This is a genomic window from Providencia sp. R33 (assembly GCF_019343475.1).
Taxonomy (GTDB): Bacteria; Pseudomonadota; Gammaproteobacteria; order Enterobacterales; family Enterobacteriaceae; genus Providencia.
Genome location: NZ_CP072453.1, coordinates 4481272 through 4496307, shown reverse-complemented (window position 1 = coordinate 4496307; position 15036 = coordinate 4481272). Strand labels below are relative to the sequence as shown.

General features: G+C 43.9%; 12 protein-coding genes. 4 read left to right on the top strand and 8 right to left on the bottom strand.

Going from position 1 to position 15036, the window contains the following annotated elements; genetic code table 11:
• Positions 1-59 precede the first annotated feature (59 nt).
• The 5 genes from secF to queA all read right to left on the bottom strand — a co-directional run bounded on the left by secF (position 60) and on the right by queA (position 5668).
• Positions 60-1028 (bottom strand): protein translocase subunit SecF, encoded by a 969-nt coding sequence (secF, locus tag J6836_RS20820; protein WP_219245726.1) that lies wholly within the window; start codon positions 1026-1028, stop codon positions 60-62.
• Between the two features lie 10 nt (positions 1029-1038).
• Positions 1039-2886, bottom strand: a complete 1848-nt coding sequence (gene secD / locus J6836_RS20815) for a protein translocase subunit SecD (protein ID WP_219245725.1) — start codon at positions 2884-2886, stop codon at positions 1039-1041.
• Between the two features lie 26 nt (positions 2887-2912).
• The gene (gene yajC, locus J6836_RS20810; RefSeq protein WP_004905542.1) at positions 2913-3245 is read right to left on the bottom strand and encodes a preprotein translocase subunit YajC; all 333 of its coding nucleotides are present in this window, start codon (positions 3243-3245) and stop codon (positions 2913-2915) included.
• 135 nt (positions 3246-3380) lie between these two features.
• Entirely contained in the window at positions 3381-4508 is a 1128-nt protein-coding gene (gene tgt, locus J6836_RS20805) for a tRNA guanosine(34) transglycosylase Tgt (protein ID WP_219245724.1), read from the bottom strand.
• Positions 4509-4597: 89 nt separating this feature from the next.
• The gene (gene queA / locus J6836_RS20800) at positions 4598-5668 is read right to left on the bottom strand and encodes a tRNA preQ1(34) S-adenosylmethionine ribosyltransferase-isomerase QueA (RefSeq protein WP_219245723.1); all 1071 of its coding nucleotides are present in this window, start codon (positions 5666-5668) and stop codon (positions 4598-4600) included.
• A gap of 606 nt (positions 5669-6274) precedes the next feature.
• Here queA and J6836_RS20795 point away from each other — a divergent pair.
• The 3 genes from J6836_RS20795 (at position 6275) to ggt (ending at position 9692) form a co-directional block, all read left to right on the top strand.
• A complete protein-coding gene (locus tag J6836_RS20795) occupies positions 6275-6886 on the top strand; it encodes an acyl carrier protein phosphodiesterase (RefSeq protein ID WP_219245722.1) in 612 nt (203 codons plus the stop codon).
• A gap of 210 nt (positions 6887-7096) precedes the next feature.
• Complete coding sequence (locus tag J6836_RS20790) at positions 7097-7699, top strand: peroxiredoxin C (RefSeq protein ID WP_219245721.1); 603 nt, start codon at positions 7097-7099, stop codon at positions 7697-7699.
• Positions 7700-7925: 226 nt separating this feature from the next.
• Positions 7926-9692 (top strand): gamma-glutamyltransferase, encoded by a 1767-nt coding sequence (gene ggt, locus J6836_RS20785; protein WP_219245720.1) that lies wholly within the window; start codon positions 7926-7928, stop codon positions 9690-9692.
• A gap of 54 nt (positions 9693-9746) precedes the next feature.
• Here the strand turns inward: ggt and brnQ are convergent, their stop codons facing one another.
• From brnQ to phoB, 3 genes are all read right to left on the bottom strand, one after another.
• Positions 9747-11072, bottom strand: coding sequence for a branched-chain amino acid transport system II carrier protein (gene brnQ / locus J6836_RS20780; RefSeq protein WP_219245719.1), 1326 nt, complete (start codon positions 11070-11072; stop codon positions 9747-9749).
• Positions 11073-11563: 491 nt separating this feature from the next.
• Entirely contained in the window at positions 11564-12874 is a 1311-nt protein-coding gene (phoR, locus tag J6836_RS20775; protein WP_219245718.1) for a phosphate regulon sensor histidine kinase PhoR, read from the bottom strand.
• Positions 12875-12897: 23 nt separating this feature from the next.
• On the bottom strand, positions 12898-13587 hold the full coding sequence (gene phoB, locus J6836_RS20770) for a phosphate regulon transcriptional regulator PhoB (RefSeq protein ID WP_219245717.1): 690 nt from the start codon (positions 13585-13587) through the stop codon (positions 12898-12900).
• Between the two features lie 236 nt (positions 13588-13823).
• Here phoB and sbcD point away from each other — a divergent pair, with 236 nt between their 5' ends.
• The gene (gene sbcD / locus J6836_RS20765) at positions 13824-15035 is read left to right on the top strand and encodes an exonuclease subunit SbcD (RefSeq protein WP_219245716.1); all 1212 of its coding nucleotides are present in this window, start codon (positions 13824-13826) and stop codon (positions 15033-15035) included.
• Position 15036: the final 1 nt, after the last annotated feature.

The window sequence follows — 15036 nt, the reverse complement described above, 5'->3', positions numbered from 1 at the left end:
CTTAGTGGCATATTGTGAATGCCCTTAGGGATTAATAATACTTGCACCTAGCTACAACACTAAGGCAGTAATGACTCTTGGTCTGCGCCTTCTTTCTCGACTTTCGCTTGCATCAAGTGCTCGCGTTTCATTCCCATCTTCAGTGCTAATGCAGAAGCAACGTAAATAGATGAGATAGTACCGATAGTTACACCGATTAACATAACCAGTGAGAAGCCTTCCAGCATCGCGCCACCGAACAGATACAGCATCAGAACCACTAATAATGTGGTGGCTGATGTCATGATGGTACGGCTCAATGTTTGCGTCAAAGAGACGTTCATGATTTCGTACGGTGTACCGCGACGAATTTTACGGAAGTTTTCACGGATACGGTCGGAAACAACGATACTGTCGTTCAGCGAGTAACCAATAACCGACATTAATGATGCCACGATGGTCATATCTATCTCAATATGGAACAGAGACAGTATTCCCAAGGTAATCACCACGTCATGGGCAAGAGATAACACGGCACCCGCCGCCAAACGCCATTCGAAACGGAAACCAACGTAAATCAAAATACAGATAAGCGCGGTTAACAGAGCTAGTGCCCCCGTTTGCGCCAATTCTGCACCGACACTCGGCCCCACGAATTCGATTCGTTTAACGGTGGCTTTATCATCCACATTTTGGTTGATAACCGTAATAATCTCTTTGCCAACTTCTTGACCCGCAGTGCCTTCAATTGGCGGAATACGAATCATGATGTCACGGCTGCTACCAAAGTTTTGAATCAATGGGTCTTTATGGTTCGAGTTAGACAAGCTATCACGAATTTTGTCCAAATCAGCAGGTTGGCTTAGGCTAATCTCAATAACCGTCCCCCCGGTGAAATCCAGACCCCAGTTAAAACCTTTTAGTCCGATAATGACAACCGATGCAACCAATAACAGAGCTGAAATCGTGAAGGCAACGTTGTCCCAGCGCATAAAGTCATAGACTTTACGGCCATAGTTCAATTGTTCAACAGTATAATCCTGTGCCACAACGTGCTCCTTAAATTGACAGCTTGTTAATACGTTTACCGCCGTACAGCAGGTTCACAATCGCACGTGTACCTACAATCGCTGTAAACATAGAGGTTGCGACACCAATCGCTGTCGTAATCGCAAAGCCTTTAATCGACCCTGTTCCCACTGCATATAGAATGATAGCGGTGATCAATGTCGTTAAGTTTGCATCGGTAATACTTGAGAAGGCGCCTTTATAACCTTCATGAATCGCTTGCTGAACAGATCGCCCGTTTTTCAGCTCTTCTTTGATACGTTCGTTGATAAGTACGTTGGCATCGACCGCAACCGCAAGGGTTAATACGATACCTGCAATACCTGGCATGGTGAGTGTTGCACCCGGCAACAACGACATCACACCCACGATTAACACCAAGTTCGCTAACAGCGCGCTACTCGCAATCAAACCAAATTTACGATAGTAGATAATCATAAACAGGATAGACGCTAACAGACCCGCGATACATGCCTTCAGACCTTGCTCGATATTTTGCATACCCAGTGTTGGACCGATAGTACGTTCTTCAACGATTTGAATTGGCGCAATCAACGCACCCGCACGTAATAATAATGAAAGCTGGCGTGCCTCATTACCATTATTGATACCAGTGATACGGAACTTGCTACCAAAACGTGCAGAAATACGTGCAGCATTGATAACTTTTTCATCTTTCACCAAGATTGAACGGCCCGTCGCATCTTTTTTGCCGCTGTCCTTATATTCAACGAACAGCGTTGCCATCAGCTTGTCTTGGTTATCACGTGTAAAGTCAGACATGATAGAACCACCAGAACTATCAAGGCTGATGCTCACTTGCGGTGCGCCGTTTTCATCGGCTTCAGACGTTGAGTCCGTAATATGGTCACCCGTTAAAATAACGCGCTTATACAGGACATACGGCGCCCCTTCACGGTCGTATTTAACTTCTGAGTCACCCGGTACACGGCCACTTTCTGCTGCGGATGAATCCACGCTGGTATTCACAAGGCGGAATTCTAATGTGGCGGTTGCACCTAAGATTTCTTTAGCGCGTGCTGTATCTTGAATACCCGGTAACTCAACCACAATGCGGTCTGCACCTTGGCGTTGAACTAAAGGTTCGGCAACACCTAATTGGTTTACACGGTTACGAATGATGGTAATGTTTTGAGAAACAGCATAGTTGCGAGCTTCACGTAAGCGCTCGTCGGTCATCACAGCGATCATGGTGTTGTCGCTGCCATCACTAAACACGAGGTCTGGGTATTTACGTGCCAGCGCTTTTTCTGCTTGGCTACGATCGTCAGCGTTACGGAAGCGAACTTCGACGCTGTAATCATTGCCTTTACGAATAGAAGAGTACGCAATGCCTTCTTGACGCAGGTCATTACGCAAACCATCCATGTTTTGTTCCTGCAATTTACCTAATGCAGTGTCCATATCAACTTCCATCAGGAAGTGAACCCCACCACGCAGGTCAAGACCCAGCTTCATCGGCTCACCGCCGACAGCTTCGAGCCATTTAGGCGTCGCAGGTGCAAGGTTTAATGCAACAACATACTGGTCACCCAGTGCATTCATGATGACTTCACGAGCACGTAACTGAACATCAGAGTTGTTGAAACGGGCTAAAATTGCCCCATTTTCCAGAGAGATTGACTTACTCTCAATTTTGTCATCTTGTAACGATTTTTGGACTTGGACCAGCGTTTGTTCATTGGCGGCGGTTCCCCGCACGCCAGTGATCTGAACAGCCGGATCCTCACCATATAGGTTTGGAAGCGCATAAAGCAGACCGATGAGGATCGCAACGATCAACATCAGATACTTCCACAAAGGATAACGGTTTAGCACGGCAGTTCCCTTCGGGAAAATCAGAATTAAATTGCTTTCATTGTGCCTTTAGGTAAAACAGCAGCAACGAAATCACGTTTGATGGTTACTTCTGTGTTCTCACTCAGTTCAAGAACAACATAACCTGTTTCAGACACTTTAGTAACACGTCCGATTAAACCGCCAGTTGTTAAAACTTCATCACCTTTCGTGATAGATTCCATCAATTTACGGTGTTCTTTCGCACGTTTTTGCTGCGGACGCAAAATCATGAAATAGAAGATCAGCGCGAAAACAACAAGCATGATAACCATAGTGTATGGGCTACCCTGCGCTGGTGCACCTGCTGATGCCGCTGCTTCAGAAATAAAAAAACTCATTCAACTTTCCTCATTGTTTTATTGAAAGCAATTTTAAGTACAGACTCTAACTAATTCAGTGCGTTTATATTCGATGTATAACGAATAAACCAAGCTAACTATGCTACACAGGTTAACGTGATTTCGCACTTAAATTCATTCGATATTTAACGAAGGTTCAGGTTTTCCAATCTTTTGATAGAAATCTTTCGCAAACTCTTCGAAATTACCGTCTTCAATGGCTTGTCGGATACCCGCCATTAAACGCTGATAGTAACGTAAATTATGGATGGTATTGAGCCTTGCGCCAAGAATTTCATTACATCTATCAAGGTGATGCAAATAGGCACGACTATAATGACGACAAGTATAACAGTCACAATCCGCATCGAGCGTTGATGTGTCAGATTTATACTTCGCATTACGAATTTTTACCACGCCATTTGTGACAAATAAATGGCCGTTTCGTGCATTTCGTGTTGGCATCACACAGTCGAACATGTCGATACCACGACGAACGCCTTCCACTAAATCTTCTGGTTTACCGACTCCCATTAAATAACGCGGTTTTTCTGCCGGAATTTGTGGGCAAACATGCTCTAAAATACGGTGCATGTCTTCTTTCGGTTCGCCAACGGCAAGGCCGCCTACAGCGTAACCATCAAAGCCGATTTCCACCAGCCCCTTAACCGAAATATCACGTAAATCTTCGTAAACACTACCTTGGATGATACCAAACAGGGCATTTTTATTGTTTAACTCGTCAAAACGTTGGCGGCTACGTGCAGCCCAACGCAGTGACATTTCCATTGAGGTCTTTGCATAATCCCAATCTGCTGGATATGGCGTACATTCGTCGAATATCATTACGATATCTGAACCGAGGTCGTACTGAATTTCCATCGATTTTTCAGGGCTTAAGAAAACTTTCTCACCGTTAATTGGGTTACGAAAATGTACGCCTTCTTCTTTAATTTTACGCATCGCGCCAAGACTAAAGACTTGGAAACCGCCAGAGTCCGTTAAAATCGGGCCTTGCCATTGCATAAAGTCATGGAGGTCACCATGCAACTTCATGATTTCTTGGCCAGGGCGTAACCACAGGTGGAAAGTATTGCCTAACAGGATTTGAGCGCCCGTTTCTTTTACTTCTTCTGGGGTCATGCCTTTTACGGTACCGTAGGTGCCCACTGGCATAAATGCAGGGGTTTCAACCACGCCGCGCTCAAACACTAAACGGCCACGGCGTGCATTGCCATCGGTCGTTTGTAATTCATATTTCACGTTTGCCTCCAAACATCAGAAAAACAGTCTGATGTTATCGATAGTATTAATTTGCTAAGCAAGCAGCTGATGCCACCGCTTATCACTGATTATTCGCCAATTTTTTCGAATTTTGCATTCGCATTGGGGGTGATAAACATCGCATCACCATAGCTAAAGAAACGGTATTTCTCAGCAACCGCCTCTTTGTACGCATTCATTGTATTTTTATATCCAGCAAATGCAGAAACCAACATAATTAGTGTCGATTCGGGCAGATGGAAGTTAGTGATAAGTGCATCAATCACCTGATATTCATAACCTGGATAAATAAAAATTTGGGTATCATCAAAAAATGGAGCAATTAAGGCATCTTGGCAGGCTTTAGCTGCGCTTTCTAATGAACGAACTGACGTTGTTCCCACAGCAACAACACGGTTACCACGCGCTTTACATGCTAATACCGCATCAACCACATCTTGCGGCACTTCCGCATATTCAGAGTGCATGATGTGGTCTTCGATGGTATCAACACGAACAGGCTGGAACGTCCCCGCGCCAACATGTAACGTGACAAACGCCATTTCGACACCTTTTTGGCGCAAAGCGTCAAGCAAAGGCTCATCAAAGTGTAGGCCCGCCGTTGGTGCTGCTACAGCACCCGGTTTTTCGCTATACACGGTTTGATAGAGCTCTTTATCGGCTTCTTCGTCAGGTCGGTCGATGTAAGGGGGCAATGGCATATGACCAATTTGGTTCAAAATGCTCAGCACATCCCGCTCATCATCAAAGCGCAGCTCAAATAAGGCACCGTGACGTGCCACCATCGTAGCTTTGACGCTTTCATCTTCACCCAGCAACAATTCAGCACCCTCTTTTGGCGCTTTTGAAGCACGAACATGTGCCAATACACGGTGTTCGTCCAACATGCGCTCAATGAGGACTTCAATTTTGCCGCCGCTGACTTTGCGACCAAACAGCCTTGCGGGGATCACGCGGGTATTGTTGAATACCAGTAAATCCCCTTTCTCCAATTTTTCTAGGACATCCGTAAAAACACCATGCGTTAGCTGCCCTGATCCGCCATCCAAACTCAATAAGCGGCAAGCGCTACGTTCAGCCTGTGGATAGTGGGCAATCAGTTCTTCGGGTAATTCAAAAGTAAAATCAGAAACACGCATTGTATTGACATCAATCTAAAAAAAATAGGGAACTAGTCTAGTGCCGCACCGCCTTTGGCGCAAGAAATAAGCGCAGAATTGCACAAAAAACCACCATTATTTAATAAATATTTTGTTAGCAAAAAATTCTGTACGCTATTTATCCATTCGATGAATGAATTATTTCAATTTTACTTACCTTTCATGACAAATTGATTTCTATTATTTTTCATTACCCAGCTAAGGACTAAATAATGTCCTATGGATTTCGAATCACAGGTAGGCAGCAAGTAATAACTATGCTGTAGTTGAACTTTGGTTTTCATCTCAATACTGATACCCCATAAGTTTCGAATTCAACGTAATTATTGCTATAGTTTAAACTTTGCTAACTACTGCTGCATGTCCTATGGATTTCAAATCACAGGTAGGCGGCAAGTAATAACTATGCTGTAGTTGAACTTTGGTTTTCATTTCAATACTCAATACTGATACCTCATGAATTTCGAATTAGAGCAAGGCAGCAAGCAAATTGAGCCCTAGGAGCATACATAAGTATGTGACTAGGGTCGGTTTGCGCCGCTAACACAGCTATAATTTGAAAGGCATCAGGTATACTATAAAAGAATGAATTATCTAGCACACCTCCACCTAGCCCACCTCGCTGCCAGCTCCCTGCTCGGCAACACAATGGCTGACTACGTTCGCGGCAACCCTGCGGGCCTTTACTCACCTGAAGTTGTCTCTGGCATTATGATGCACCGCGCTGTCGATCGCATCACTGACACGCACCCTTTGGTCAAAGAGGCCAAATTACTGTTTCGTGAGGAATATCGCCGTGTTGCACCGATTACGTTGGATTTAGTGTGGGATCATTTTTTGTCTTTGCATTGGTCGACGATTGAACCTGCCATTTCACTGCCTGAATTCGTGCGTTATTGCCGAAATATTATAGAACCTCAACTGTGTCATACCCCTGAAAAGTTTCAGGAGTTAAATGAGTTTCTCTGGCCACAACAGTGGTTAATTCGTTACGCAGATAAAAACTATATTGGCAAATCCCTAAATGGGATGGCAAAAAGAAGACCTAGGCTCAGTGCGCTAAGCGGTTCATTTGATGATTTTTTATTGCAATATGATGCGCTGGAAAATATTTTCTTTCAATTTTATCCACAAATGATGGCGAATGCGCTGCAACAAATTTTTGCACAAAGTGTCACAATACAGGCAAAGGAATAAATTAATGCTTGCACTTTGGCAGAATAAAACTATCTTATTGATATTAATTTATTAAATCAGTATAATTGATAGTTAAAACCTATCACAATAATTGGTTTAAATGTCTTTATTATCAAAAGATAATTTTTTATCCTTTTGGAAGTCTATGTCCGAAAATACACAATTTTTGTGAAATCTCTCGGACAAAAATCAAACTCATAGGAGTAAATTATGGTTCTGGTAACACGTCAAGCCCCTGACTTTACTGCTGCTGCTGTTTTAGGTAACGGTGAAATCGTTGAAAACTTCAACCTGAAAACCCACCTGAACGGCCGTCCAGCTGTGATCTTTTTCTGGCCAATGGACTTCACTTTCGTGTGTCCTTCAGAGCTGATCGCATTTGACCACCGCTATGAAGAATTCAAAAAACGCGGTGTTGAAATTGTTGGTGTTTCTTTTGACTCTGAGTTTGTTCATAACGCATGGCGTAAAACCCCTGTCGATAACGGCGGTATCGGTGAAGTTAAATACCCGATGGTTGCTGATATCAAACGCGAAATCATGAAAGCTTACGGTATTGAACACCCAGAAGCAGGCGTTGCACTGCGTGGTTCTTTCCTCGTTGACAAAAACGGTGTTGTTCGTCACCAAGTGGTTAACGACCTGCCATTAGGCCGTAACATTGACGAAATGCTGCGTATGGTTGACGCACTGCAATTCCACGAAGAGCACGGTGATGTTTGCCCTGCTCAGTGGGAAAAAGGAAAAGAAGGTATGAACGCATCTCCAAAAGGCGTTGCTGACTACCTGACCAAAAACTCTGCAAAACTGTAATCAATCGATTTAGTTTTTCAAAAGCGGGCTGATTGCCCGCTTTTTTCTTTTGTGCACCCCATCAATATTATTACGTCTCTGATTAGTAATATCCCTACCCAGTTAACACTTCTTAACTCAAATATTCAACACTCCACACTATTGTATGCTATACATTAAAAATACAAATAATTAACAAATCATTAATTTGTGTTATATCAAACCTTACCTTAACTGGGAGATACGAATGATCAGAACATCATTACGCCCTGCTGCATTATTGCTTTCCTTATTATTTTCAAGCCAAATCTTTGCTGCATCAGAACCTGCCGTTGAAGCCAAAAAAGGCATGGTCGTTTCATCTCAACATTTAGCCTCACAAATTGGCGCAGATATCTTGAAATCAGGCGGAAACGCTGTGGATGCTGCAGTGGCAGTTGGCTATGCCCAAGCCGTTGTTAACCCGTGTTGTGGCAATATTGGCGGTGGCGGCTTTATGACCATTCACTTGGCTGATGGCAAAGACCTATTCATCAATTTTAGAGAAACCGCTCCTGCCGCAGCAAGCGCGGATATGTATCTCGATAAAGACGGTAAGTTAATCAAAGACGCAAGCTTATACGGCTACCTCGCTTCGGGTGTGCCAGGTACCGTTAAAGGCCTAGATTATGCCTTAGAAAAATACGGCACAATGAGCCGCCAACAAGTGATGGAGCCTGCAATTAAGCTTGCCAGAGAAGGCTTTATATTAACCCGTGCAGATACGGATGTGCTGGATACAACCACCGAGCGCTTTAAGCAAGATCCTGAAGTCGCACGTATATTCTTAAAACCTGACGGTAGCGCTTTTCAACCTGGCGACTTATTGGTGCAAACCGATTTAGCCAATACCCTTGAAAAAATTGCCAAGAATGGGCCATCGGCTTTCTATGAAGGGGAAATACCGAAAGCTGTCGAAGAAGCGTCAAAGAAAAACGGCGGCATACTCACCGCAAAAGATTTTGCTGATTTTACTATCACGGACACAGCTCCAGTTAGCTGTACCTATAGAGGCTATCAATTTATTTCTGCGCCACCGCCAAGCTCTGGTGGTGTGACTATCTGCCAAACCTTAAATATTTTAGAGGGTTATGACCTTAAAGAGATGGGCTTTAATTCTGCTGAATATATTCATACCCTAACCGAAGCTATGCGCCACGCCTATATGGACCGAAATACGTTTCTTGGCGATCCTGAATTTGTGGATAACCCAACCGAAAAATTGTTAAGTAAAGCCTACGCCGAAGAGCTGCGCAAAGAGATCAAACCAAACCAAGCGACACCTTCAACGCAAGTTCAGCCGGGAATGGGGCCTCATGAAAAACCAGAAACAACTCATTATTCGGTTGTTGATGAAAAAGGAAACGCCGTTTCAACCACTTACACAATCAATGGTCGATTTGGTTCAGTAGTTATCCCACCGGGAACGGGTTTCTTCCTCAATGATGAAATGGACGATTTCACCACTAAAGTGGGAGAAAAAAACCTTTATGGCTTAGTTCAAGGCGAACGAAATTCTATCGCGCCGGGTAAACGCCCACTCTCATCAATGAGCCCAACCATTGTCACCAAAGATGGCAACGTGTTCTTAGTACTCGGCTCTCCAGGCGGCTCACGCATTATTTCTATCACGTTGCAAACGGCATTAAACATTATTGACCACGGAATGCCACCACAAGAAGCGGTGAATGCACCTCGCATTCACCACCAATGGTTGCCTGATGAAGTTTATTATGAACAACGAGGTATATCGAAAGACAGCTTAGCCCTACTTGATAAGATGGGCTATAAGATGGTTGAACAGACTCCTTGGGGGGCTGCTGAGCTAATTATGGTTGCTATCCCTGATGGTGCAGGTGTCAGTGCCAAGTCATCTGGTAATGACTCCGCCGTTTCAGGCAAAGTCCGCGAAGGCTTTATTTACGGTTCTAATGATGTTCGCCGACCAGCAGGTAGTGCCGTCGGCGTGAATTAATATGTTATAAAAAAGGGAGCCTATTGGCTCCCTTTTATTCGATAATTCAAATGATTAAGCTTGTTTATGCTGCACTGATGGTGACACCACTTTGTCACAGACAATCGCGACGACCAAGACAACAAGTGTTGGCAATACCCAAACTAAATCTTGTTTATACAATGGCATCGCCGTCATCCATTCTGGGATGTAGACTTTCAAATGATCGGACGCTTTCACCGCGCCGATTAAGCCTACTACAAAGCTGACTAGCATTGTTGGTGCAATCACTACCGTTGGGTTTTTCCACCATTTCAATGTGAAGCTCAATAGTATCAAGACAATACACGGAGGGTAAATTGAAACCAACACAGGTAATGAGAAGGCGATTAACTTACTTAAACCTAAGTTTGAGATGACCATAGAGAAAACACCTAAGATCAACACAAGCTTACGGTAAGAAATCGGCACATAGCGGCTAAAGAACTCTGCGCAAGCACAAGTCAGGCCAACTGCAGTCACCATACAAGCCACAAAAATCAATACAGCAAGGAAGAAGCTGCCGTAGCCACCAAACGTATACTGAACATAAGTATGCAGGATATCCGCGCCATCTTCTGGATTCGGGATCAGTGAACCGCTATTTTCACCCAGCTTGAACAAGGATAGATACACCAGCGTCAACAATACCCCAGCAATTAAGCCAGCCCACATGGTATAACGAGTAAGCAATGATGAGTTTTCGATACCCCGTGAACGCGCCGCATTCACGATAACAATACCAAACACCATCGCCCCGAGGGTATCCATTGTGAGATAACCGTTAATAAAGCCATTTGAGAAGGCCATATCACGGTATTCTACCGTTGATGGAATTGGGTCACCTGCTGGCCACATTACGGCTGCGACGCCTAAAATAGCCAGTGCAAGCATTTTAACGGGCGCCAAAATGTGCCCTACGCTATCCAGTAATTTGCCCGGATACAGCGAAATACCTATCACTAGCACAAAATAAACTGCGCTATAGATAAGCAGTAACATGTCAGATTCGCCACCAAATAACGGTGCGATACCCACTTTATACGATACAGTTGCGGTTCTAGGCGTTGCAAATAACGGACCGACAGATAAGTAAGCGACAACCGCGAGCAGTAAGCCTGCTGTTTTACCCACCGGCGTACTCAGGGCTTCAATTCCGCCCCCAACTTTCGCTAATGCAATAACGGTTAATACGGGTAGACCCACACCTGTGACTAAAAAGCCAAGTGCGGCGGTCCAAACTTGTTCCCCAGCCTGTAAGCCGACCATCGGAGGGAAAATGATATTTCCTGCCCCGACAAATAACGCAAAGGTCATAAAACCTAATGCGATGATATCTCTTGATGATAAACGATGAGCCATATTATGTTAATTTTTAGTAGCAGAAATAGAAAATTACGGGTATGCACCTAGCAACCCTTTGAAATATATATAGCGAGATAGAATTCTGATAAACATACTGTTAACAATATAAAAAAGTATGCCTGCTTGCCGATGACAAAACGAAAAATCAAAAAACAGAAAAAATCGCCAATAACTGACAACAAGTAGAACTTTTATAGGGCAAAAAGGCAATAGCAAACCCGAAAACAAGAGGAAATAACTAAACTAATTTTCAGAACCAGTGATTCCTTTCAGTAAAATCACAATACTCGTTATATGATTTGCTTGAAAATTAATCAACTCCTCATTTTATCATTCACTTTTTTTGATAACAGGTAGGATATATTATTTTAAAATTATTAATTGGTGGGATAATATAAAAAAACAATGCATTAATAGAATTAATTAATCGAAATAGAAGCAGGTTCCACTTTATTAATAAATTGATTCTATTAATAAAATGGAATTTTCTAAGCTTTTTTGAATTTTTTATCATCAACAATTAGCACTGGCGGCAAGGTAAATGAGAATTCACTCCCTTTCCCCACTTGGCTAGTGACCACCAGCTGGCTACTGTGGTGTTGAACCGCATGTTTTACAATAGCCAAACCAAGCCCAGTACCGCCACCACCTTGGCGTGAACGCGCTTTATCTACACGGTAAAAACGCTCAGTCAGACGAGGAAGATGTTCTGATGGGATCCCTGGCCCATTATCCTTCACACTGAATCGGGCACCATTGCTGGTTCTGTTCCAATCAACACGAATAATAGTGCCTTCTGGCGTATGGTTAATGGCGTTATACACTAAGTTCGCCACCGCACTGCGTAGTTGCTCTTCATTGCCATGTACCCGCAATGATTCATCGATGTTAAACTCAAATTGCTGGCGACCTTGGCTTAAGCTTAGCGCTTCTTGCTCAATCATTTTGAGGATCACGGGAATGTTCACCTGTTCATCAAGATTGATTTGCGGGGCAATTTCGATACGTGATAACTGCAAAAGCTGCTTGACCAAATTGTCCATTCGATGAGCTTGCTCTTGCATCACATTCAGCGCTTTTTTATTGACGGCAGGCATACCTTCTTGGTCATCCATCACCTCAAGATACCCCTGAATAACGGTAAGTGGCGTGCGTAGTTCATGGCTCACATTGGCAAAAAAATCCCTACGCGCTTTCTCCAACCGGCGTTTTTCAGTGACATCTCGCGCCACCATCAATAACTGCCCTTCTGTATAAGGCAAAATACGAAACTCAACGATTTCCCCGCTATTAAGCTCAATGGTTAATGCTTGGTCATAGCTTTTGATTGAAAAATAGCGGCTAAAATCAGGGTAACGCAGTAGATTGAAAATATGTTGGCCGTTATCCTCTGGCCAGCGAAAACCTAACAACGCCTGCGCATGGCGATTACACCAGAAAATATTGCCCTCAGTGGTCATCATCACGACAGCATCAGGTAAGGATTCAGCCCCACTGCGAAAGCGCTTAATGAGTTGCCCTAATTCGCGGCGACGTTTACGGTTGCGTTGCTGCATCTGGTAAATACCGTAAAATATCGGCTCCCAGCCCCCTCGCCCCTCAGGTGGTAACATGCTTTTATCCAGCCAAAGCCAATAAGACAATTTCAGCAAGTTATATGCATGCCACACTAAAGCGGCCAGTAATGAAACCACTAGCAGCCAAGGCAAGTGCCCGATAAAAACGGACAAAATCAGCGCCGGTAAAATAAATAAAAACAGCCCCCAAATCAGCTGTTTAATCGATAAGCGTTCAAGCACGCATGTCTCTCCCTAATTTGTCGTTAATAACGAACAGAGAAACGGTAGCCCGTACCGCGTACTGTTTGCACCATTTTATCATGACCTTCAGTTTCTAGCGCCTTTCTTAAACGCCGAATGTGTACATCCACCGTTCTATCTTCAACATAAACGTTCGCGCCCCACACATAATTCAAGAGCTGTTCACGGCTGTAAACACGTTCAGGGTGCGTCATAAAGAAATGCAGAAGTTTATATTCCGTTGGTCCCATATCAATTGGGGTTTCGTTACTGGTCACTCGGTGGGAGGTTGGGTCTAAGGTTAACCCATTCATTTCGATGATATCTTCTGTCGACATTGGCGAGATACGACGGAGAATCGCTTTCACACGAGCAATTAATTCTTTCGGGGAAAACGGCTTAATCAAATAATCATCTGCACCGACCTCGAGGCCTTTCACGCGGTCTTCTTCTTCCCCACGAGCGGTTAACATCATCACAGGGACATCGCGAGTGGCGCTATCTCGCTTCATATGTTTAATCACTTGGAGCCCTGAACCACCGGGGATCATCCAATCTAGTAACACTAAATCGGGCAGAGGGTCGACTAACTGTGCAATTGCGCTGTCATAATCATCAGCTTCAATCGGCTGGAAACCATTCTGTTCTAATACAAAACAAACCATTTCTCGGATGGGCGCTTCATCTTCAACCACTAGAATGCGTCTTGCCATGATTGTTCCTGTAAATAAGAAGACATTGTTAATGTGAACGCATTATGCGTCACTTTTATGACAGAATTATGAATGTCTATTCGCAAATCAAATATTTCTCCTTATATTAGCGGGTAAATGTCATCTAAGTGAAATAATTCCGCCATAACACGAGAAAAACACGAGGTTTTGATAGGATAAGGTATACTGGATAGCAGTAATTTATGCCCTTTATTGAAGACAGGAACTGATGGCTCATGCGCATTATTCACACCTCTGACTGGCATCTTGGCCAATACTTTTTTACCAAAAGCCGTGCGCCTGAGCACCAACACTTTTTAAATTGGCTAGTGAACCAAGTCGAAATTCATCACGTTGATGCCGTCATTGTGGCAGGGGATATTTTCGATACTGGGTCCCCCCCAAGCTATGCCCGTGAGTTATATAATAAATTTATTGTAGATTTGCAAAAAACGGGTTGCCAGTTGGTCATTTTGAGCGGAAACCACGATTCCGTCTCTGTTCTGAATGAATCAAGCTCACTATTAAGCTACCTCAATACTCAAGTGGTCACCTCTGGCAGTGAGCCGAATGTTATCACTCTGCACAATAAACAAGCGCAACCCATTGGCCTTGTGTGTGCAATTCCTTTTTTACGACCTCGGGATATCCAACTAAGTGTTGCAGGGCAAAGTATTGAAGAAAAACAACTTTCACTTCAAACTGCCATTCATGATCATTACCAAGCCAGCTACCTACTTGCCCTAGAGCAACGGGTAATGCTCGGTCTGGATATCCCAATTATTGCCACCGGGCATTTAACGGTGATTGGCGCGGAACTCACCGATTCCGTACGCGATATTTATATCGGCACATTAGAAGCCTTCCCTTCAGGGGCATTTCCCCCTGCGGATTATATTGCGCTTGGCCATATTCATCGCCCTCAAGTGATTGGTGGAAAAGAATATATTCGCTATTGCGGCTCCCCTATTGCCCTCAGTTTTGATGAAACCGCCCAACAAAAAAGTGTCTGTTTAGTTGAATTTACAGGTAGCGAATTAACCGAAATCACCCCGTTAGCGATCCCTATTTTTCAGCCTTTACAAACGCTTAAAGGCTCGTTAAAAGAGATAGAGCAACAACTTAGTGTATGGCAGGACTACCAAGGCGAAAATGCGGTTTGGTTAGATATCGAGGTGGCTTCTCAAGACTATCTGGCTGATATTCAGCAGCGCATCGAAACACTCACACAAAACCTTCCCGTTGAAGTTGTGTTACTGCGCCGTGCAAGAAAACAAAAACAAGGGCAAAACCTTGCGTTAGCGAATGAAACTCTGAATGAACTCACCGTAGAAGAGGTTTTCTTACGCCGCCTGAGTGAAGAAACCCTTGAAGACCCTGAACGTGAACAGCGTCTAACCCAACTTTTCCAGCAATCCTATGACGCTTTACGCCACGAGCAAGGGTAAT